Here is a 21,750-nt window from a genome sequence, read left to right as displayed (position 1 = left end):
CAACTACGGACCCTCCACCGATCTTCCGGCGTTCACTGCCAGCGAACAGAGACGCCACTCCGTGGTGGGGCGGGTCACACCGAGTCACCCATCGATGGACAATGGTTCGTGACCCACGCGATCCGGTTGACCGAAGTGTCCAAAGTGTACGATCCGAACGGCAGTGCGGTGCGCGCATTGGACGGTGTCAGCATCGCACTGCGGCGGGGCACCTTCACCGCGGTGATGGGACCGTCCGGCTCCGGCAAGAGCACCTTCCTCAACTGTGCGGCGGGTCTGGACCGGCCGACCTCGGGCTCGGTCTCACTCGGCGACATCGAGCTCTCCGGCCTCACCGAGGTCGAGCTCACCGAGGTCCGGCGCCAGCGGATCGGCTTCATCTTCCAGGCCTACAACCTGCTGAGCGCGCTGACCGTCGAGGAGAATGTCACGCTGCCGCTGCGCCTGGCCGACCGTAAGACCGACCGGGCCTTCCTGCATGAGGTGCTCACCGCGGTCGGGCTCGGTGACCATCTCAAACGGCGGCCCAGCGAGTTGTCCGGCGGTCAGCAGCAGCGGGTCGCCGTCGCCCGGGCCCTGATCACCCACCCCGACGTGGTGGTCGCCGACGAACCGACCGGTGCGCTGGACTCCCGGTCCAGCAAGCAGGTTCTGGAACTGCTGAGGCACATCGTCGACACGATGGGACAGACGGTGCTGATGGTCACCCACGACCCGGTCGCCGCGTCGTTCGCCGACTCGGTGGTCTTCCTGGCCGACGGCCGCCTCGCCGGTGAGCTGCCGAAACCCACCCCGGAGCAGGTCGCGGCGCGGATGACCCACCTGGGCGAGTGGTGATCCGCCGTCTGCGGCGGCTGGTCCGCCTGGTGATCCCGTCGATCAAGGACCTGACCCTGGCATGGAGCACGATCAAGGGACGATGGGGCGGCTTCGCCGGTTCCTTCGTCGCGATCGCCGCCGGTTCGGCGGTCATCACCGCTTGCGGGATCCTGCTGCTGTCCGGGCTCGGCACCGGTGTCACGCCGGAGCGCTACTCCGGCGCGGCCGTCGTCCTCAGCGCCGAACAGTCCTTCTGGCTGGACGAGTCCGCCGAGGTCCGGTACAGCGAGCGGGTCACGCTGCCCGCCGACCGGGTGGCCGCGGTCGCCGCCGTGCCCGGTGTCCAGGCCGCCGTCCCGGACGTCGACGTCGAGGTCAGCATGGTGACCCCGGACGGTGACACGGTGACCGGCCCGGACGGCTTCCCGCTGCTCGGGCACGGCTGGTCCGCCACGGTGCTCGGGCCGTTCCCGCTGCGGGAGGGCCGGGCACCGGCCGGACCGGGCGAGGTCGTCCTCGACGCGGGCCTCGCCGAGCGTGCCGGCGTGCCGCTCGACGCGACCGTGCAGCTGGTGGCCGGTTCCCTGCCCGCGGCGTACCGCGTGGTCGGCATCGCCACCGCGCCGGGCGGTGGGCTGGACCGGCAGTCCGCGGTGTTCCTCAGCGACGAGCAGGCCGTCGCGCTGTCCGGCCGCCCGGACCGGGTGGACGCCATCGGTGTGCTCGCCGCCGCCGGTGCCGACCCGGTGGAACTGGCCGGGCGCATCAAGGCCGCGGTACCCGGCCTGGTCCCGCACACCGGCGCGGAACGCGGCGACGTCGAGTTCCTGGACGTCGGTGACGCCCGCAGCCTGGTCGTCGAGACGGCGGCGTCGTTCGGCGGCACCATGGTGCTGTTCGTGGTGTTCGTGGTGGCCAGCACCCTCGCCCTGTCGGTGCAGCAGCGCCGCCGCGAACTGGCCCTGCTGCGCGCCATCGGTGCCACACCCGCACAGATCCACGGGATGATCGGCGCCGAGATGACCCTGGTGGCGCTGGCCGGGGTGCTGGTCGGCGCGATCCCCGGCATCGCCCTCGCGTTCCTGATGCGCGGTGTCTTCATCCTCGCCGGCGCGATGCCCGCCGACTTCGAGATGGAGGTGGGGCTGTGGCCGCTGCTCATCTCCCTGGTGCTGTGCATGCTCAGCGCCCGCCTCGGCGGCTGGCTGGTGGCCCGCCGGGTGGCGAAGGTCAGCCCGGTGGAGGCACTCGGCGACGCCACCGTCGAACCGAAGAAGCTCGGCCGGGTCCGACTGGCCATCGGCGTCCTGCTCATCCCGCTCGGACTGCTGCTGACCCTCGGCGAGGTGGCGTCGCCCGGCGACTCGGCCGCCGACACCGCCGGCAGCGCGGTGCTGCTGTTCGTCGTGGCCGTCGGATGCCTCGGCCCGGTGCTGCTCACCGTGGTCATCCGGCTGGCCGGCCCGTTCCTGAACCGGAGTTCCACGGCCCACGGCTTCCTGGCCCAGGCCAACTCACGAGCCGGCTCGCGACGGCTCAGCACGGCCACCACACCGCTGGCGATGGGGGTGACCCTGGCCGCGGTCCAGGTCTTCGGCGCGTCCACCGGACTGGCGGCGGCCGACGATCAGCTGGCCGCCGGACTGCGGGCCGACCACGTCCTGACCGCGTCGTCCGGAGCCGGAGTGTCCCCGCAGATCGTGGACGCGGTGCGGGGCGTGCCCGGAGTGACCGTGGTGACGCCGGTCGCGCGGATGCGGGTGCTGGTGACGTTCCCGTCCGAGGACAGCACCGCGACCCAGGTCTTCGACGCCCAGGGCGTCGCCCCGGACCGGCTGTCCGAGACCATGGACCTGGGAGTGCTCGACGGCGACACCGCGCAACTGCAGGGCGAGACGGTAGCGCTCAGCCGGGTCGCCGCGGAGACCGTGCGGGCCCGGCTGGGCGAGGCCGTCGAACTCCGGCTCGGCGACGGGACGGTGACCCGGCCCCGGGTGGTGGCACTCTACGAGAACGGGCTGGGTTTCGGGGACGTCACTCTGCCCAACGACGTCGTGGTCGCGCACACCACCGCCCGGGTCGACACCGCGGTGCTGATCAGAGCCGCGGCCGGCACCGACTCGGAGGACCTGGCCGGGGCGCTGCGGGAAGTGGTCAAGGGCTATCCCACGGTCGAGGTCGGCGACCGGGAGGCGTTCCTGACCGCGCCCGGGTCCGGCAATTCCGGGGACTGGGCGCTCAACCTGCTGTTCCAGACCGTGCTGCTGGGCTACATCGCCATCGCGGTGGTGAACACCCTGGTGATGTCGACGGCGGCGCGGGTCCGCGAGTTCGCGATGCTCCAGCTCATCGGTGCCAGCCGGGACCAGGTCCGCGCGATGATGAACGGCGAGGCCCGGCTGGTGGTCTTCGCGGCACTGCTGTTCGGGCTGCTGGCGACGATTCCGCCACTGGTCGGCATCAGCCTCGGACTGACCAGGTCAGCCGTACCCAGCATCTCGATCCTCGGGTTGATCGCGATCGTGGCGCTCACCGTCGCGCTGTCCTGGGGCGCCATCACGATGGCCACCCGGTTCGCGATGCGGCCCGCTCCGGTCGACGCGATCGGCGGGCGCGAATGACAGCGGCCGGGCCGATCACGGTTACCTCCGGGAACACCCGCGTGGCCGGTCCGGCCTGGTTACGCTCCTGCTGTGCAGGCAGCGACCACCGACGAGCTGTACCGGACGGCACGTACCTCGGTGCAACGCCGGTGGAACGACGACCGGACCACCACGATCCGCAAGGTGCTCTCCGGTCCGGGCGCGGCCCGCCGGGCGGCCCAGGAGAAGGCACTACTGGAACGCCTCGCCGGCGTGGCCGGGGTGTCCCAGACGACCGACGAACCGGTCGGCGTGGACACCGTCGCGATGGTGGACGTCGGCGGCGTCACCCTCCGGGCCCGGCCGATGCCGCTCGCCGTCGAACCGGCGATCACCCTGATGACCCAGCTCATCGAGATCGTCGCCGAGGTGCACCGGCGCGGAGTCGTCCACAAGGACATCAACCCGGACAACATCCTGATCGACCGGTCCGGCCGTCCCGTCCTGATCGATTTCGACATCGCCAGCACATTCGCCCAGGAACAGCCGGGCTTCGTCCACGAGAACGAGATCGCCGGCACCCTGCCCTACCTGGCGCCGGAACAGACCGGCCGGACCGGGCGGCTGGTCGACCAGCGCGCCGACCTCTACGGCCTCGGCACCACGATGTACGAGCTGCTCACCGGCCGGCCACCGTTCGGCTCGGCGGACCGGGACCCGCTCGAACTCCTGCACGACCACCTGGCCCGCGTCCCGGCCCGCCCGGACCAGGTCGAACCCGCGGTCCCTGCGGTGCTCGCCGACGTCGTCATGCGGCTGCTCGCCAAGGAACCCGACCAGCGGTACCAGAGCGCCGACGGTGTATTGCACGACCTGCGCCGCATCCGCGACGGTGACCTCTCCGCCTTTCCTTTGGGCGAGCGGGACTTCCCGCAGCGGATCGCCCCGCCGTCCCGGCTGGTCGGCCGGGAGACCGAGATCGCGGCCCTGCACACGGCGTTCGACGAATGCCTCGTCGGCCGGGCCCGCGGTGTGCTGGTCAGCGGCGCGCCCGGGGTCGGCAAGACCGCCCTGATCGACGAACTGCGTACGGTGGCGACCGTCGGCGGCGGCTGGCTGGTCAGCGGGAAGTTCGACCAGTACCGCCGCGACACCGGAGCCGACGCGATGTGGCAGGCCCTCGGCGGGATCGCCCGGTTCCTGCTCGCCGAACCCGAACAGACGCTCAGCACCGTCCGCGCGGACCTGCTGCGCGCCCTCGGCGTCAACGCCGGCATCCTCGCCGCCCAGTTGCCGCAGTTCCAGGCACTGCTCGACGTGGAGCCGGAACACTCCCTCGCCGACCCGGCCAAGACCCAGCCCCGCCTTGTCCAGACCGCCCTGGAACTGTTGCGGGTCGTCGCGCACCCGGCCCAGCCGGTCGTCATCGTCGTCGACGACCTGCAATGGGCCGGTGCGCCGACCATCGATCTGATCGACGCCCTGCTCCTGGACGCCGGGCTGCGCGGAGTCCTGTTGGTGGGCGCCTACCGGCAGGCCGAGGTCGACCAGACCCACCCGCTGGCGGCGATGTTCTCCCGCTGGGAGAACTCCACCCTGGCACCGCGGCAACTGCGGCTGGAGAACTTGCGGCCGGTCGACCAGTGTGTGCTCGTCGGCGACATCCTGCGGCTGGAGCCGCAGCAGGCGCAGCGCCTCGCCGTGGAGATCGACACGCGGGCGCACGGCAACCCGTTCGACACGGTCGAACTGATCAACGCTCTGCGCACCGACGGCATCCTGCTCTGCGACGAACACGGCTGGCACTGGGACCCGGCGGAACTGCGCGGTCACGTCCGCGACGGCGACGTGCTGGACGTGCTCACCGCCCGCATCGACCGGCTGCCCGCAACGACCGGCGAACTCCTGACGATCATGGCCTGTCTCGGCGGCGAGGTCGGCCTGCGGGTCCTCGTGGCCGCCGCGGCCCGGCCCGGCACCGACGTCGAGGCGGACCTGCAACCGGCCCTGGAGGACGGCCTGCTCGTGATGAGCCGGGAGGACGAGACCCTGCGCTTCCGGCACGACCGGATCCAGCAGGCCGCCTTCGCCCGCGGAGCCGCCGCCCTGCACCTGCCGGTCGCCCGGCGGCTTCTGGCGGAGCCCGGCCTGGCCGGACTCGCCGCCGAGCAGTACCTGGCCGCGGACGCCGCATTCGAGGACGGCGCCGAACGGGCCCGGGTCGCCCTGTTGTATTGGGAAGCGGCCGGCGGGGCCCGGCTCTCCAGCAACCAGGTGCTGCGAGAACGGTACCTGCGCGCGGCCCAGTCCTTGGTGGATGCCACCGACACCGAGACCCTCGCCGATCTGGTCGCCGAACACCACGCCGTGCTCTACACCCTCGGCCGCCTGGACGAGGCCGACGATGCCTTCGCGTGGTTGTCGCGGCACCGGCCCGAACCGCTGGCCAACGCCGACTCGGTGTGCCTGCAGATCGCCAGCCTCACCATCCGGCTGCGCCCGCACGACGCCGTCACGCTCGGCCTCACGGCATTGCGCGGGCTCGGACTCGGCCTGCCCACACCCGAACGGCTCGACGCCGAGATCGACGACGGCATCGACGGCCTGTACCGATGGCTCGCCGGCAGCACCGTGGAGGAGGAGATGCGCCGGCCCGAACCCACCGATCCGCTGCTGCGAGCCCAGGCCCGGATCTTCAACCGGACCATCCCTCCCGCTTTCTTCTCCGGGCAGATTCCGGTGATGGCCTGGATGGTCGGGCGGGCCGCCGGGATGTGGGCCGCGCACGGGCCGAGCGCGGCACTGGTCGGCCCGCTCGCCCACATCGGCTTCGTCATCATCCCGATGCGCGACGACCACGCGGCCGCCAACCAGGCGCTCGGGCGGGTGCTGGCGGTCAGCGAGGACCGCGGCTGGGAACCCGACACCTCACAGTGCCGATTCCTGTTCGCCTTGACCTGCGGCCATTGGGTACAGCCCCTCGAACAGAGCCTGCGGCAGGCCAGGCTGGCCCGGGAAGGGCTGATCCGGGCCGGAGAGCAGCTCAACGCGGCCTTCACCTTCTACGTCACCGCGCCGAACGCGCTGGACTGCACCCCCACCATCGAGGGTTTCCGCACGGTGATCGACGACGCGATCAGCTTCGCCTCCCGGACCGGTAACGACCACATCGCCACCATGCTGCTGCCGTACCGGCAGATCGTGCGCGCCCTCTGCGGACAGACGGAATCCGGCCTGGACGACAGCAGTTTCCGGCACACGACGTACCTGACGGAGATGGCACCCAACCCCACCGCGGTCGGCTTCCACCAAATCGTCCGCGGTGTCCTCGGCCTGATCACCGGTGACCTGGCACTCGTCGCCGACGCCATCGCCGGGGCCCGGAAAGTGGAGGACTACGCCGAGGTCAACTACGTCAAAGTGCTGTCCGGGCTGCTGCTCGGCATCGATTGCGCCGAACGGCTCCGGAGATCAGACTCCCCCTCACCCGGCTTGCTCGCCGAACTCGACCGTCAGCGGGCCTGGATGTCGGCACGGGCGGCTCAGATCCCGGAGAACACCCTTCATCTGGCGCATCTGCTCGACGCGGAGCGGGCCTGGGCCGTCGGTGACCTCGCGGCGGCCATCGCGGGATACGACGCGGCCCGGGAAGCGGTCAACCAGGTGGAACGCCCCTGGCACCGGGCGGTCATCGCCGGCCGGGCCGCCGAGTTCCACACCGCCCACGGCGCTCCGCTGCTCGCTCTCCACCTGCGCGCCGAATGCTGGCGGACCCTGACCCGGTGGGGCGCCACCGGCGTCGCCGCCCGGTTGGCCGCCGACTGGCCGGCCGTCGCCGACGTGGACCGTACGGCGACGGCCTCGTCATCGCGCGCGGACTCACTGGACCTGCTGGCGGTCGTACGAGCCGGGCAGGCTCTCAGTGGTGAGACCGATCTGACGCGGCTGCGGGAGCGGGTCGGTGACGTCCTCGGCGCGCTGGCCGGCGCCGACCGGGTGCTGATGGCCGTCCCCGACGAGACCACCGGCGACTGGCTGCTGCCCGACCCCGGCGGGGTGCCGATCTCCCTCGCCGAAGCAGGCGCCCGCGGGCTGCTCCCGCTGGCCGCCGTCCGGTACGCCCAGCGCACCGGCGAACCCCTGACCATCGACGACGTGACCAGCCACGAACTGTGCACCAGGGAACGCTACGTCGACACCCATCAGCGCAGCTCATTGCTGATCGTGCCGATCATCAGTCACGGCACCCAGCGGGCGATGCTGGTCCTGGAGAACAGCCTGGCCCGGGGCGCGTTCACGGTCAGCCGCCTGGAAGCCGTCCAGCTCATCGCCGGGCAGTTGACCGTGGCCATCGACAACGCGCTGCTGTACGCCTCACTGGAACGCAAGGTCGCCGAACGTACCGAAGCCCTGGAACACGCCAACCATCAGCTCGAGGTCCTCACCGTCACCGACGCCCTCACCGGCCTGTTCAACCGCCGGCACCTCGAGGATTCTCTGGAGACCGAATGGCGGCGGCGCCTGCGGTCCGGGCTGCCGCTGGCGATCGCGATGCTCGACGTCGACCATTTCAAGAGATACAACGACGAGTACGGCCATCAAGCCGGTGACGAATGCCTGCGCCGGGTGGCCGCGACGATCGGCGCGAACATCCGCTCGACCGACATCGCCGCCCGCTACGGTGGCGAGGAGTTCTGCATCGTCATGGCCGACACCGATCTGGACGCGGCGGTGGTCGCCGCTGAACGGGTCCGCTTCACGGTCGCCGCCCTCGACATCGAACACTCCGGGTCACTTTCCGGCCGGGTCACCGTCAGTATCGGGGTCGCCGCGGAGGTGCCCCGGCCGGACGCCCTGCCCGAGTTCCTGCTGAAAGCCGCCGACACCGCTCTCTACGACGCCAAGAACGGCGGCCGGGACCGCGTCGCACGACATTGAGGCCGATCAGGTACGCCCGTCGCGCTCCTGGGCCCGGCGCAGCGAATCCTCATATCCCACCCAGTCGGCCAGCCGCACCGGGAAGCCCTCCGCCGTCAGCCGCTTCACCACCGCCGGATCGTCATCGACCACCACCGCGACGATCCCGTCCTTCGACAGGCCGCGCAGCTGCCCGAGCTTGTAGTCCCGCGCCGGCCGCCGATCGTGGTCGGGCCGCATCAACAGCCGCCCGGCCGGCAGCCCCTGCTCGGCGAACCATCGCTCGGTGACCGGCCGCAGCCGCTCCGGCCGCCCGGTCAGCCAGACGACCCGATGATCGGCCGCATACTTCCGGACCAGCTCGACGCCGTCGGCCAGCGCCGGATCCCGGTCGGCGGCCGCGAAGAACGCGATCCAGTTCTTCGGCCGCCGCGCGACATGCCGCAGCCGGTGCCGCACATCAGCGACCACCCCGTCCACGTCGAACACGGCCATCGGTTGTTCCGCCATCCACCCATCCTGCCGGTCACCGTCGAACCGGTCGCCGCCGGCCTGATCCACCGCCGAACCTAGGCCTCACCCTCACCGCCGCGCGCCGCGCCGGCCTGGATGATCGAGTGCAGGAACGCGACACCGGCGGGCACCGTGGCCAGGCCGGCGAGCAGCGACTTCGGGACGTTCTCGCCGGACACGTACGTCAAACCACCCACCACGCTGCCGGCGACGAGCGAGATGGTGAGAATCACGGTGGTACGCAGCGTCATCAGGCCGGGCCTTGTACGACTGCTTGTCATGACGAACCTCTCTGCGAAACGGACCTTGACCTCTCTGTCGGCAGCCCTCCACCGATGTTCACCACAGCCCTCTGTCGGCAACCCGACAGTCACGACGGAGCGGCCCCGCCGCGCCCGTCGACGGGTTCCGATCATGCGGTGAGCAGAGTGAACGTGGAGTCCTCGAGGTATTCGGCGGCGGGCTCGCCGGGGTCGAGGAGCAACTGGCGGTCCGGTGCGTGCACGAACCGGTCCGGATAGTTCGCCGAGGCCAGCCGGATTGTGCCGGGAGCCGCGCCCGGCACGATGCAGAAGGTGGCGTCCTCGTGGAACAGCCGGCTGTCCTCCTCACCGGCCAGCACGATCCGGAACGAGGCGTGCCGGACGTACCGCCCGTCCGCGGACCGCAGCGAGTAGCACCGCGGGTCGGTGAAGCCGGGGACCATCGTCAGCGTGACACCGCGGGTGCCGGTCATCACCGCGAGCCGGTCGCCGTCGAGGTCGACGACGGCGTCCGGGCGGGCCGCCGAACGGATCACCACCCGGCTCCCGGCGGAGGCCGCGGCGACCGGCTCGCCGACGGAGACGTCCGGCTGTGCCGTCAGCACCCCGGCGGAGATCACCGCGCCGACCGTGACGACGGCCGCCACCTTCGCCCCGGCGAGCCAGCCCGCGGACACCGGTGCGGCGACGTCCGGCGGGGGCGGCAAGGCCGACGACCCAACGAGCAGAAGACGTTCCAGCGGTACGAGTACCGGGCGCGCCGGCCCGCAACGGTCGCAGCCGCGCAGGTGCCGGGCGAACCGTTTGCGCCATCGGGGTGAGGGCAGGCCGTTCCAGCCGTCGGTGAGGGCTTCCAGCTCTGGGCACGGCGGCTCGGCCTCCAGGGCGGCCACCAGGCGGCGGCAGAGTTCGAGCTGGTTGCGCATGCGCTGGATCCGGACGCGGGCGTGGGCCGCGCCGATGCCGAGTGCCGCCGCCAGCTCGGCCCGGGTCCGGCCGCCGGTCAGCTCCTGCCACCACAGTGCGGCCAGTTCCTGATCGTCGGGGTCGAGCCAGCCGGCCGCCCGGGAGACCTGCCGCCGCTGTGCCGACAGGCCCAGCCGCAGCAGGGTGACGTCGGCGAACTCGGCGTCCGGGTCGGGGATCCGGGCGGCGTCCTCCAGTGTCGAGGTCCGGTCCCGGTCCTGCTGCCACGATCGCAGGCGGCTGCTGATCTGGCGCATCGCGATGGCGACCAGCCACGATCGGAAACTCTCCGGCGCCCGCAGGGACGGCAGGTCCCGGTGGGCCCGCAGCACCGTCTCCTGAACGACGTCGTCGACATCGGCGTGACCGTCGAGTGCCCGCCCCACGATCCGGTAGAGCATCGGCAGGTGCCCGGCCATCAGTCTCGCTGCGGCGGCCCGGTCGCCGTGCCGGGCCGCGACCACCAGATCCGTCAGTTCGGCGCTGCTTTCTGTTACGCCGTCGTGCCGGCCGTGGTCTCCCAGACGTGCGTGGCTCACGGACTCGCCACCCCCTGCCGACAACTCACGCCTCCCCTTCGACGAGCACGATGTTACCGGCGGTAAACGTTTAATACACGCCCATAATTGTGGGTGACGGTGGATTTCGATGTGGTGGCGTACGGCCGCTCGTCCTGTAATTAATTGGTTCTGAAATCAGAATATAAATCGACTTCTGACACTTGATGGGCCGGAAATACTCTGGCAATATCCGGTCTTGTCGGTGCCGTTCTGTTATCGCTAACACCGCGGTTTTCCCCGACCTGCGGGTATCCCCACGAGCAAGGAGCACCCATGCCGTTCCCCATTCCCCTCTCTCGCCGTTTCGCGGCTCTGATCGCGGTGTTCACCGTGGTCGTCGCCGGCGTCACGGCGGTGCTCACCGCTTCCCCGGCCGCTGCCGCGACGATCGACACCAATGCCTGGTACGTGCTGGTCAACCGCAACAGCAGCCGGGCCCTCGACGTCTACAACCTGGCCACCGGCGACGGTGCCCGCATCACCCAGTGGACCCGTAACGACCAGGCCCAGCAGCAGTGGCAGTTCACCGATTCGGGCGACGGCTACTACCGGCTCCGGTCGAAGCATTCCGGCAAGGTCCTCGACGTGCAGAACCGCTCGACTGCCGACGGTGGCGCCATCGTCCAGTGGGCCGACAGCAACGCGACCAGTCAGCAGTTCGCCATTCAGGACATCGACGGCTACATCCAGCTGATCAACCGCAACAGCGGCAGAGCCGTCGAGGTGCAGGGCGGATCGACGGCCGACGGCGCCAACGTCGTGCAGTACGCCGACTGGAACGGCGCCAACCAGCAGTGGCAGCTCGCGCGAGTCGACGGCACCACGCCGACCACACCGGGCGCCTGCACCCTCCCGTCCAACTACCGCTGGTCGTCGAGCGGTTCACTGGCCAACCCCAGGTCCGGGTGGGTCTCGCTCAAGGACTTCACCCACGCCCCGTACAACGGCCGGCAGTTGGTCTATGCCACCACCCACGACACCGGGACCTCGTGGGGTTCGATGAACTTCGGCCTGTTCACCAACTGGTCCGAGATGGGCTCGGCGAGTCAGAACGCGATGCCGTTCGCCGCGGTCGCACCGTCGCTGTTCTACTTCGCGCCGAAGAACGTCTGGGTGCTGACCTACCAGTGGGGCGGCCCGGCGTTCTCCTACCGCACGTCGACCGACCCCACCAACGTCAACAGCTGGTCGGCGCCGCAGACACTGTTCACCGGCAGCATCACCGGCTCCGGCACCGGCCCGATCGACCAGGCGATCATCGGGGACGGCCAGAACATGTACCTGTTCTTCGCCGGGGACAACGGCAGGATCTACCGGGCGAGCATGCCGATCGGGAACTTCCCGGGCAACTTCGGCTCGTCCTACACCACGATCATGAGCGACAGCACCAACAATCTGTTCGAGGCGGTGCAGGTCTACAAGGTGGCCGGTCAGAACCAGTATCTGATGATCGTCGAGGCGATCGGTGGCAACGGCCGCTACTTCCGTTCCTTCACTGCGACAAACCTTGCCGGTACGTGGACCCCGCAGGCGGCCACCGAGAGCAACCCGTTCGCGGGCAAGGCCAACAGTGGCGCCACCTGGACCAACGACATCAGCCACGGCGAACTTATCCGCAGCAACGCCGACCAGACCATGACCGTCGACCCCTGCAACCTGCAGCTGCTCTACCAGGGCCGTTCCCCCAGCTCCGGTGGTGACTATGGCCTGCTGCCGTACCGCCCGGGTGTGCTGACCCTGCAGCGCTGACCCCGGCACGACCGCGAGCCGCCCAGCCGTCCGCTGGGCGGCTCGTGGCGTCCACAGCCGCCGACGCCGGCGGCGTCACCCGCGCCTGACTGCCGTTCAGCGGGCGGAAAACGTCGGCGAGAAACTGTTACGCGGCCCGGGTCGATTTAGTCGCCGGACGATTCATTGAGCGACTGGGAGCGCTCCCGTAGCATGCGAAAAGGCGGCTGTTAACACCGGCGAAACGATCGTTCCCCGCGGTCGAATCCGTCGCCATACCCAATCCCCGGAGAAGATCATGCGCAAATTAAAAGGAGCCAGGATCGGCGCCGCGCTGGGCAGCGCGGTGCTGCTCGGATCCGCGGCGGTCGTGATGGCGGCACCGGCTTCCGCGGCGGCGGGCTGTTCGGTGAACTACGCGGTGTCGTCACAGTGGCAGGGCGGCTTCGGCGCCAGCGTGACGGTCACGAATCTCGGTGATCCCGTCAACGGCTGGACCCTGACCTGGTCCTACCCCGCAGGTCAGCAGGTGACCCAGGCCTGGAACACCACACTGACCCAGAGCGGATCGGCCGTGACCGCGAAGAACGTCGAGTACAACGCCGCGATCGCGACCAACGGGACCGCCTCGTTCGGCTTCAACGGCTCGTGGACCGGCGGCAACCCGGCCCCGGCCGCCTTCAACCTCAACGGGGTCGCCTGTACCGGCGGCACCACACCCCCGTCCTCCTCACCCCCACCCCCGGCCTCGCCTTCCCCGTCGACCAGCCCGTCCACGCCGCCCGGCGGCTGCGCCCTGCCGTCGTCCTACCGTTGGACGTCGACGGGTTCGCTGGCCACACCCCGGTCGGGCTGGGTTTCGCTGAAGGACTTCACGACCGTCCCGTACAACGGCCGGCAGTTGGTCTATGCCACCACCCACGACACCGGGACGTCCTGGGGGTCGATGAACTTCGGCCTGTTCACCAACTGGTCCGAGATGGCCTCGGCCAGCCAGAACGCGATGTCGTCCGGAACGGTGGCACCGTCACTGTTCTACTTCGCGCCGAAGAACATCTGGGTACTCGCCTACCAATGGGGCGGTCCGGCGTTCTCCTACCGGACCTCCAGCGATCCGACGAATCCGAACGGGTGGTCGGCACCGCAGACACTGTTCTCCGGCAGTATCACCGGTTCCGGCACCGGTCCGATCGACCAGGCGGTGATCGGGGACGGTCAGAACATGTACCTGTTCTTCGCCGGGGACAACGGCAAGATCTACCGGGCGAGCATGCCGATCGGGAACTTCCCGGGCAACTTCGGCAGCACGTCGACGGTGGTCATGAGTGACACCACCAACAACCTGTTCGAGGCCGTGCAGGTCTACAAGGTGGCCGGTCAGAACCAGTACCTGATGATCGTCGAGGCGATCGGCGGGCAGGGACGCTACTTCCGGTCGTTCACCGCGAGCAGCCTCGGCGGTACGTGGACCCCGCAGGCGGCCACCGAGAGCAACCCGTTCGCGGGCAAGGCCAACAGTGGTGCCACCTGGACCAACGACATCAGCCACGGCGAGCTGATCCGGGTCAGCGCGGATCAGACCATGACCGTCGACCCCTGCAACCTGCAGCTTCTCTACCAGGGCCGTTCCCCGAGCTCCGGTGGTGATTACGGCCTGCTGCCGTACCGGCCGGGGCTCCTGACCCTGCGCCGTTGACATTCCCTCCCCCGAAAGGTCCGCTCATCATGCCCATCCCCAGAAGAGCGCTGCTCGCGACAGCCGTCGCGAGCGTCGTGGCCGCGGCCAGCATCGCCGTGGTCGGCTCCGCCGAGGCGGCCACCACCCTCGGCGCCTCGGCCGCACAGACCGGCCGCTACTTCGGCGTCGCGACCGGCGCCAACCGGTTCTCCGACACCGCCTACATGACGATCGTCAACCGTGAGTTCAACTCGCTGGTCGCCGAGAACGACATGAAATGGGACGCCACCGAACCCCAGCAGGGCCGGTTCAACTACACCAACGGTGACCGCCTGGTCAGCCACGCCCAGAGCCAGGGCATGTCCGTACGCGGGCACGCCCTGCTCTGGCACCAGCAGCAGCCGTCCTGGGCGCAGGGAATGTCCGGATCCGCCTTGCGCAACGCCGCGATCAACCACGTGACGCAAGTGGCGACGCATTTCCGCGGCAAGATCTATGCCTGGGACGTGGTGAACGAGGCGTTCGCCGACGGCGGCAGCGGTGGCCGGCGCGACTCCAACCTGCAGCGCACCGGCAACGACTGGATCGAAGCCGCGTTCCGCGCCGCCCGGGCCGCCGACCCCGGGGCCAAACTCTGCTACAACGACTACAACACCGACGGCGTCAACGCGAAGTCGACGGGCATCTACAACATGGTCCGCGACTTCAAGTCCCGGGGAGTGCCGATCGACTGTGTCGGCCTCCAGTCGCACCTGGGTACCACGCTGGACTCCACCTATCAGCAGAACATCCAGCGATTCGCCGACCTCGGCGTGGACGTGCAGATCACCGAACTGGACGTGGCGCAGGGCGGCAACCAGGCGAACATCTTCGCCGCGGTGACCCGGGCCTGCCTGGCCGTGGCCCGGTGCACCGGCATCACGGTCTGGGGTGTGCGCGACTCGGACTCCTGGCGGACCGGGGAGAATCCGCTGCTGTTCGACAACAGCGGCAACAAGAAGGCCGCTTACACGTCGGTGCTGAACGCCCTGAACGCGGGCGGCCCGACCACACCGGGTTCGCCGTCACCCTCGCCGTCCACCTCGAACCCGCCGGTACCCGGTGGCTGCGCCGCCCAGGTGACCCTGAACTCGTGGAACGGCGGATACACCGCGACCGTCCGGGTCAGCGCCGGATCGAGCGCCGTCAGCAACTGGTCCGTGGCGGTGACCGTGCCGTCCGGCGGTGCGGTGACCAGCACCTGGAACGCCACCAACTCCGGCACCAGCGGCCAGGTGACGTTCCGCAACGTCAGCTACAACGGCCAGATCGCGGCCGGCGGTTTCACCGAGTTCGGTTTCCAGGGCACCGGCACCGGACCCACCGCGACGCCGACCTGCACGGCCGGCTGAGTCCACACCGGTTCGGCGGCCCCGGCCCGGTTTGCGGCCGGGGCCGCCGGAACGCTCCCGGGGAGTCGCCCCGTGCTCAGCACAGTCCTGTTAGCCACCACCCGGGCCCTCGGTGGAGCCGTCGCCGTCAACCGGTTCGCTGTCACCACACCAGGAGCGATCTCATGAGAAGACTCATCTCGGCCGGCACCGTCGCCGTGGCCGCGGCGGCCGTCGCCGTGGCCTTGCCGGCCGGTGCCGCGGCCGCCGGTTGCGCGGTGAAATACACCGTGTCGTCGCAGTGGCAGGGCGGCTTCGGCGCCGACGTGACGATCACCAACCTCGGTGACCCGCTCACCGGCTGGAACCTGACCTGGTCCTACGGCGCGGGGCAGACCGTCACGCAGGCGTGGAACGCGACGGTGCCCCAGACCGGGACCGCGGTCACCGCCAGGAACGTCGAGTACAACGCCGCGATCGCGACCGGCGGAACCGCCTCGTTCGGCTTCAACGGCTCGTGGACCGGCAGCAACCCGGCGCCGGTGAATTTCGCCGTCAACGGGGTGGCCTGCACCGGCGGCACCACACCGAGTCCCAGCGGTTCTCCCAGCACCACTCCCAGTACCGGGCCCTCGGCGGCGGCGGACATCACGGTGAACACCGCGACCAAGTACCAGACGGTCGACGGGTTCGGGGCCGCGGTGTCGATCTGGGGCAGCGCCTGGTCGACGGCCGAGACGCAGACACTGGTGGGACTCGGGGCCGGCCAGCTCGGTCTGTCGATCGTGCGGACCGGTGTCTCCCCGGTCTCCGGCGAGTGGGGAACCCAGGTCAACGCCCTGAAGACGGCGAAGTCGTACGGCTCCGGGGTCAAGATCCTCGCCTCGCCGTGGACCGCACCGGCGGCGTGGAAGACCAACAACAGCCGGATCAACGGCGGCAAACTCAAGACCGACTACTACGACGACTACGCCGGTCACCTCAACAGCTACGTCCAGTACATGCGTGGCCAGGGTGTGCCCGTCGACGTCACCTCGGTCCAGAACGAGCCGGACTGGCACCCCGACTACGACTCGATGGACTGGAGCGGCACCGAACTGCGGGACTTCGTCCGTGATCAGGGCGCCAAGGTGCAGAACACCAAGCTGATGGTCGCCGAGGCGGTGAACCTGAACTACGGCTACACCGACCCGGCCCTCAACGACACGACCGCCCGCGGCAACATCGGCTACATCGGCGGTCACCTCTACGGCACCGAGGCCTCCGGGCGGCTCGGCCCGTACTCCCTCGCCGCCCAGCACGGCAAGCCGGTGTGGATGACCGAATGGAACCTGCACGCGGCCGACGGCAGCGGCTCCAACATCTGGGGCGACCCGGCCAACCAGACGGTCTGGAACGAGACCCTCGACGACATCATGCGCACCGTGCACAAGTCGATGGAGTCCAACTGGAGCGCCTACATCTGGTGGTACGGCAAGCGCTACTACTCGTTCATCGGAGACGGCGAGTCCGTCTACGGCACCACCGCCGGGGCTCCGCTCAAACGCGGGTACGCGTTCGCCCAGTTCTCGAAGTACGTCCGCCCCGGTTACCAGCGGATCGCCCTGACCAAGAGCAACAAGGCGTCGCCGCTGGAGGTAACCGCCTATCAGGGTGGCGGGAAGATCACGCTGGTGCTGCTCAACCGGTCGTCCAGCGCCGTCGGTGGCGCGGTTCTCCAGGCGCCGCAGAACCTCACCCGGGCCGAGCATTACCTCACCTCGCGAACCGCGAACGCGGCCGCCCAGACGACAAGCGTCAACGGCAGCCAGGTCACCGTCGACGTCCCGGCCCGCAGCATCTCCACTGTCGTACTGACGCTCTGAGATCCGGGCCAGCTCCCCTCCGGCACCGGATCGATTCCGGTGACTCCCAGCCTGATGCCCACCTCTTGCGCCGCTCAAGCCTCGCGACCCGGCCGGCCCCGTGAGGGACCGGCCGCCTGGCCGGGGTGCTCACGCCAGGTCGGTGGCGATGATCTTCTCGATGTTGCGTTCGGCCAGGGCGGTGATCGTGACGAACGGGTTGACGCCGATGCTGCCGGGGATCAGGGAGCCGTCCACCACGTACAGGCCGGGGTAGCCGTTGAGGCGGCCGTAACCGTCGGTGGCCTGACCCAGCACGCAGCCGCCGAGCGGATGGTAAGTCAGTTCGTCGCCCCACACCTTGTTCGAGCCGAACAGGTCGGTGCGGTAGACGGTGCCCTGGGCCGCGTTGATGGTGTCGAAGACGCGTTTGGCGGCGGCCGCCGACGGCGCGTTCTGGGCGGCGGTCCAGTTCAGGCCGACAGAGCCGGTGCTGCTGTCGTACGAGAATCGGGCCCGGTTGGGGTTTTTGGTGATCGCCAGGTAGAGGCTGATCCAGAGTTCGGTGCCGGCCGGGAACGGGGCGATCTCGGCGAACACCGGCCCGGCCGGGTCGGCCCAGTTGTCGATGCCCATCGCCGGCATGCCGGACTGGAGGCCACCGGTCGGCACCCAGACGTGGTTGGCGCGGCCGACCATCACGTTGCCGTTGGTGCCCCAGCCCTGCCCGACGGTGGAGCTGAGGCCGGGCAGTCTGCCCTGGGCGCGCATGGCGACGAGCAGTTTGCTGGTGCCGACGCTGCCGGCGGCGAAGAACACCCGGTCGGCGGTGACCGTTTTGACCGTGACGGTGGCGCCGGTGGTGTCGATCTGGTTCATCGTCACCGAGTAGCCGCCGGTGGCCGCGGGCGCCACGGCGGTCACCGTGTGCAGGGTGGTGACGTGCAGCCGCCCGGTGGCGGCGGCCGCGGCGAGATAGGTCTTGTCCAGGGAGCGTTTGCCGTGGTTGTTGCCGTAGATGACCTCGCTGGCCAGCGCGGACCGGGTGACCGTGCCGGCCTGCTCCTTCTTCATGTAGTCGAAGTCGTAGACGTTCGGTACGAACGTGGTGGCATAACCGGACGCGTTCGCCTGGTCGCGGCCGACCCGGGCGTACCGATAGCAGTCGGCGGTCTCGAACCAGGCCTGGTCGACGTGGTTGACACCGAGGGCCGCGTTGGCCCGCGGGAAGTAGGTGGCGTACATGGCGGCGACGTCCACCGACGGCAGGACCTCGGCGAAGTAGTCCCGCCGCGGTGTCACCGCCATCCCGCCGTTGACCAGCGAACCACCGCCGTACCCACGGCCCTGGTAGACCCGGATCCCGGCGAAGGTCTCCGGGTCGAGCACGCCGGTGTACTTGGTGATCGTCCGGTCGGCCGGGATGCCGAGGATCGAGGAGACCGGCTGGACGGTCTGGGTGCGCAGCCAGTAGGAGCGCCCGTCGGGTTCCAGCATGCTGCTGTAGGTCTGGCCGGTCCAGTCCATGCCCATCTCGACGATGTGCGTCTGCACCCCGGCCCGGGTGAGCCGCAGTGCGGCCACCGCGCCGCCGTAGCCGCTGCCGATGACGAGGGCCGGTACGTGATCGCCGGAGTTCAGTGCCGCCGCGGCCCGGCCGGCCCCGAGGAGTGTGGAGGCCGCGGCGGCGGCGCCACCGGCCAGAAGGGTCCGTCGCGAAAGTCCGTTCATGATGGCGCTCCCGGTACGAGGGGAACCTCATCGTTTCGCGCCGGAATCCATTGGCATAGAACGCGTTCAGGTCATATCGCCAGTGTTCGATGTCTAGCCGGGGGAGTCGCCGTGGCGGCCGATAATGATCAGACGCCTCGGGCGCTGAGACGGGCACCTGCCTCAGGCTGACTCGCCCGGGTTGCGGGCCGTGCCACCGTCCGGGCAGGCTGTCCGGATGCCCGCTGCCCACGCGTACCACGACCAAGCCGGCGACGTGTTCGCGGCGCACGCCGCCGAGGGTCCGCACAACGCCTACACGGACCGGCCGGCCGTGCTGGCGCTCGCCGGTGATGTCGCCGCTCTCCGGATCCTGGACGCCGGTTGCGGCGCCGGGCACCATGCGGCCGAGTTGGTCGGCCGAGGCGCCGAAGTGGTGGCGGTGGACGGCAGCGCGACGCTGGCCGGGCACGCCCGCGCGCTGCTCGGCGAGCGTGCGGAAGTCCGGCAGCACGACCTGGACACCCCGCTGGAGTTCGCTGCCGACGCCTCGTTCGACGGCGTCGTCTGCGCGCTGGTGCTGCATCACCTGACCGACCGGGCCCGGTTCCTCGGCGAGGTGCGCCGGGTGTTGCGGCCCGGCGGATGGTTCGTGCTGTCGACGACACATCCGGTGTCGGACTGGCGATACTTCGGCGGGTCGTACTTCGATGAGAGCTGGGTCGAGATGCCGATGGCCGACGGGATCAGCATGCGCTTCCAGCGGATGACCCTGGAATCCCTGATGACCGAGGTGCTGGCCGCCGGGTTCGTGCTGGAGCGGCTGGTCGAGCCGAAGGCCGTCGAGGCGCTCCGGGCCGTGAACCCGGAACGCTACGAGCGGCTCACCGATCGCCCGAGCTTCGTAGCCCTGCGCCTGCGCCGCCCCTGACGCCTCTCCGTGCCGTGCGATCGGCTGGAATCACCGGGGGAGCCGGCGGTGTGGGGCGGCCCGAGCTATCAGCGCCACCCCGGCGCCGGCCCCGATGACCAAGGGCAGCAGCAGGGAGAAGGAGATGTCGTAGGGTTCGCTGCGCAGCTGCCGTAGCCCGTCGTCGTCGACGAGCAACTCCACCGGTGTGCCGATCGGGTAGTCGCTGGCGGACAGCACCTTCACGTTCCACCGGGTGCCGTCCGGCAGTTCGACGGTCAGGGTGGAGTCGTCGAGGTGTGCGCGGGCCACCGCGGTGAGCGAGGTGGAGGCGGCCTCCTGCGCGGTGACCTGCTGTTGCCGTTGCAACGTCGCGGCGATCCCGGCGAGCGTCCCGATCAGCAGCAGAGAACCGGCGACCAGCGTGCCGGCCCGCGGCCGTCTCGGCCTGTCGTCGCGTTGCCGGGCCACCGCGACCGCCGTCACCGCGAGGGCGATCGGCAGCAGCGCCCGCCAGCCCATCTCGGAGTCGTCGACGTGGTTGGCGATCGGCCACGCGATCGCGCACAGCACAGCCGTGACCGCGGCCGCCCAGCGGTGGATGAACGTCATCACCACCACTGCCGGGAGCAGGCTGATCGCGAACGACGCCACCGGTTCGGGATCGCACGGCACCGCGTTCGAACACCGGCGGTACGGGACGGTGACGGCGATGATCAGGAAGATGACCACGGCGACACCGGCGACGACGAGATCCGCGCGATGACGTCGCCCGGCGGCGGTCATGTGGCCTCCCGTAGCCAGGTCCGGCACAGCCACCAGGCGTTCGGGCCGGCCGGGTCGACGCCGGTCACCTCGGCGAACCGCCGGACCCGGTTGCGCACCGTGTTCGGGTGCACGAACAGGCTCGCCCCGGCGGCGGTGACGTCCCGGTCGCTGTCCAGCCAGGCCAGGACGGCCCGGGCCACCGGTTCGGCGTTCGGCCCGAGGGTGGCGCGGGCCCGCTGATGCCGGTCCAGCAGTGCCCCGGCCAGGTCCGTCCGGTCGGTGAGAGCCGCCTGCCAGGCCACGTCGGCGATGTGCACGATCCCGGTCCGGCCGGTCGACTCGGCGGTGGTCAGGGCGGCCAGGGCCAGGTTCCGGGCCGGGGCCAGCTGGTCGGGTTCCGCGGGACCGGCGAGCCCGGCGGTCGCGCGGGCCGTGGGCATCCGGGCGGAGACCGCGACGAACAGGTCGTCGACGATCGCGCACAGCGGGTACCGCTCGTCGAAACCCGGCCGGGCGACCAGCACCCACAGCCGGCCGTTGGCCGGCAGGCCCGCCTCGGCGACGGCGAGCGCCGCCGACGACCCGCCCTGCATCAGTCGGCGCAGGATCGCCGCGTCCCGGGGCCGGGGATCGGCGGTCGCCTTCGTGGTGCGGTGCGCGGTGATCAGCCGGGACCGGACCGCGTCGGCCCAGTCGTCGTACAGTTCCCGCGCGTCCAGCAGCCGGTCCGCGTCCACCCCTTCGGCGCGGGCCACCTCCCGGGCCCGCGCCCAGATCGCCCGCTCGGCCACGTGGATGGCGCCGAGCACCGCCTCGATCGGGACGCCCTGCCGGGCCCGGGTGACACCCAGTTCCGCCACGAACGACAACTCGGCCTCGGTCGGACCACGCCGGGCCGCCAGGGCCCGGGTCGCCGCGGTGAGCAGCGCTCTGGTGTGCCCGGCGATGTCCGACGGCGGCAGCACCGCGACCTCCCGCACGTTCGCGCGGACCCCGGAGACCACCGACGGCAGCAGATCCTCGTCGACCATCACCCGTTCGATGAGGTCGACCACGGCGGTCCAGCCGTCAGCAGTCATGACCGACATGCTGCCGCCCGTTGTGGTGGCCCACAACCTCCGG

14 protein-coding genes are annotated in these 21,750 nt (G+C 70.2%); 8 read left to right on the top strand and 6 right to left on the bottom strand.

The window, feature by feature from the left end; genetic code table 11:
• Window positions 1–135 precede the first annotated feature (135 nt).
• From BLU81_RS14060 to BLU81_RS14050, 3 genes are all read left to right on the top strand, one after another.
• Complete coding sequence (locus BLU81_RS14060; protein WP_231954511.1) at window positions 136–837, top strand: ABC transporter ATP-binding protein; 702 nt, start codon at window positions 136–138, stop codon at window positions 835–837.
• The gene (locus BLU81_RS14055) at window positions 831–3,440 is read left to right on the top strand and encodes an ABC transporter permease (RefSeq protein WP_092544945.1); all 2,610 of its coding nucleotides are present in this window, start codon (window positions 831–833) and stop codon (window positions 3,438–3,440) included. The genes BLU81_RS14060 and BLU81_RS14055 overlap by 7 nt, the downstream gene beginning before the upstream one ends.
• Before the next feature lie 72 nt (window positions 3,441–3,512).
• On the top strand, window positions 3,513–8,339 hold the full coding sequence (locus tag BLU81_RS14050) for a diguanylate cyclase (RefSeq protein WP_092544943.1): 4,827 nt from the start codon (window positions 3,513–3,515) through the stop codon (window positions 8,337–8,339).
• Window positions 8,340–8,345: 6 nt separating this feature from the next.
• Here BLU81_RS14050 and BLU81_RS14045 read toward each other — a convergent pair whose 3' ends face one another.
• The 3 genes from BLU81_RS14045 to BLU81_RS14035 all read right to left on the bottom strand — a co-directional run bounded on the left by BLU81_RS14045 (window position 8,346) and on the right by BLU81_RS14035 (window position 10,599).
• A complete protein-coding gene (locus tag BLU81_RS14045; RefSeq protein ID WP_231954509.1) occupies window positions 8,346–8,879 on the bottom strand; it encodes an HAD family hydrolase in 534 nt (177 codons plus the stop codon).
• Between the two features lie 8 nt (window positions 8,880–8,887).
• The gene (locus BLU81_RS14040) at window positions 8,888–9,082 is read right to left on the bottom strand and encodes a hypothetical protein (protein ID WP_092544941.1); all 195 of its coding nucleotides are present in this window, start codon (window positions 9,080–9,082) and stop codon (window positions 8,888–8,890) included.
• A 161-nt stretch (window positions 9,083–9,243) separates the two neighbouring features.
• On the bottom strand, window positions 9,244–10,599 hold the full coding sequence (locus tag BLU81_RS14035; protein WP_157751554.1) for a sigma-70 family RNA polymerase sigma factor: 1,356 nt from the start codon (window positions 10,597–10,599) through the stop codon (window positions 9,244–9,246).
• Between the two features lie 294 nt (window positions 10,600–10,893).
• Here BLU81_RS14035 and BLU81_RS14030 point away from each other — a divergent pair, with 294 nt between their 5' ends.
• From BLU81_RS14030 to BLU81_RS14015, 4 genes are all read left to right on the top strand, one after another.
• The gene (locus tag BLU81_RS14030) at window positions 10,894–12,369 is read left to right on the top strand and encodes a non-reducing end alpha-L-arabinofuranosidase family hydrolase (RefSeq protein WP_092544936.1); all 1,476 of its coding nucleotides are present in this window, start codon (window positions 10,894–10,896) and stop codon (window positions 12,367–12,369) included.
• Between the two features lie 277 nt (window positions 12,370–12,646).
• Window positions 12,647–14,044 (top strand): non-reducing end alpha-L-arabinofuranosidase family hydrolase, encoded by a 1,398-nt coding sequence (locus tag BLU81_RS14025; protein WP_172890546.1) that lies wholly within the window; start codon window positions 12,647–12,649, stop codon window positions 14,042–14,044.
• Window positions 14,045–14,073: 29 nt separating this feature from the next.
• Window positions 14,074–15,417 (top strand): endo-1,4-beta-xylanase, encoded by a 1,344-nt coding sequence (locus BLU81_RS14020; RefSeq protein WP_092544934.1) that lies wholly within the window; start codon window positions 14,074–14,076, stop codon window positions 15,415–15,417.
• Between the two features lie 164 nt (window positions 15,418–15,581).
• On the top strand, window positions 15,582–17,261 hold the full coding sequence (locus BLU81_RS14015) for a cellulose binding domain-containing protein (protein ID WP_092544931.1): 1,680 nt from the start codon (window positions 15,582–15,584) through the stop codon (window positions 17,259–17,261).
• A gap of 129 nt (window positions 17,262–17,390) precedes the next feature.
• On the opposite strand, the gene BLU81_RS14010 is transcribed toward BLU81_RS14015, so the two are convergent.
• The gene (locus BLU81_RS14010) at window positions 17,391–18,971 is read right to left on the bottom strand and encodes a GMC oxidoreductase (RefSeq protein WP_092544929.1); all 1,581 of its coding nucleotides are present in this window, start codon (window positions 18,969–18,971) and stop codon (window positions 17,391–17,393) included.
• 217 nt (window positions 18,972–19,188) lie between these two features.
• On the opposite strand from BLU81_RS14010, the gene BLU81_RS14005 reads away from it, so the two are divergent.
• Window positions 19,189–19,881, top strand: a complete 693-nt coding sequence (locus tag BLU81_RS14005; RefSeq protein ID WP_092544927.1) for a class I SAM-dependent methyltransferase — start codon at window positions 19,189–19,191, stop codon at window positions 19,879–19,881.
• A gap of 30 nt (window positions 19,882–19,911) precedes the next feature.
• Here the strand turns inward: BLU81_RS14005 and BLU81_RS14000 are convergent, their stop codons facing one another.
• Entirely contained in the window at window positions 19,912–20,646 is a 735-nt protein-coding gene (locus BLU81_RS14000) for a hypothetical protein (protein ID WP_092544925.1), read from the bottom strand.
• Window positions 20,643–21,707 (bottom strand): helix-turn-helix domain-containing protein, encoded by a 1,065-nt coding sequence (locus BLU81_RS13995; protein ID WP_092544923.1) that lies wholly within the window; start codon window positions 21,705–21,707, stop codon window positions 20,643–20,645. Before BLU81_RS13995 ends, BLU81_RS14000 begins: the two co-directional genes overlap by 4 nt.
• Window positions 21,708–21,750 lie beyond the last annotated feature (43 nt).

It is taken from the genome of Actinoplanes derwentensis, assembly GCF_900104725.1.
Classification (GTDB): domain Bacteria; phylum Actinomycetota; class Actinomycetes; order Mycobacteriales; family Micromonosporaceae; genus Actinoplanes; species Actinoplanes derwentensis.
This window is presented reverse-complemented; position numbering and strand designations above follow the sequence as displayed.

Coding starts and splice junctions, on each gene's coding strand:
- BLU81_RS14040 (WP_092544941.1), bottom strand. CDS start 9,082: ATGACGCTGCGTACCACCGTGATTCTCACCATCTCGCTCGTCGCCGGC.
- BLU81_RS14030 (WP_092544936.1), top strand. CDS start 10,894: ATGCCGTTCCCCATTCCCCTCTCTCGCCGTTTCGCGGCTCTGATCGCG.
- BLU81_RS14025 (WP_172890546.1), top strand. CDS start 12,647: ATGCGCAAATTAAAAGGAGCCAGGATCGGCGCCGCGCTGGGCAGCGCG.
- BLU81_RS14020 (WP_092544934.1), top strand. CDS start 14,074: ATGCCCATCCCCAGAAGAGCGCTGCTCGCGACAGCCGTCGCGAGCGTC.
- BLU81_RS14015 (WP_092544931.1), top strand. CDS start 15,582: ATGAGAAGACTCATCTCGGCCGGCACCGTCGCCGTGGCCGCGGCGGCC.
- BLU81_RS14010 (WP_092544929.1), bottom strand. CDS start 18,971: ATGAACGGACTTTCGCGACGGACCCTTCTGGCCGGTGGCGCCGCCGCC.
- BLU81_RS14005 (WP_092544927.1), top strand. CDS start 19,189: ATGCCCGCTGCCCACGCGTACCACGACCAAGCCGGCGACGTGTTCGCG.
- BLU81_RS14000 (WP_092544925.1), bottom strand. CDS start 20,646: ATGACCGCCGCCGGGCGACGTCATCGCGCGGATCTCGTCGTCGCCGGT.
- BLU81_RS13995 (WP_092544923.1), bottom strand. CDS start 21,707: ATGACTGCTGACGGCTGGACCGCCGTGGTCGACCTCATCGAACGGGTG.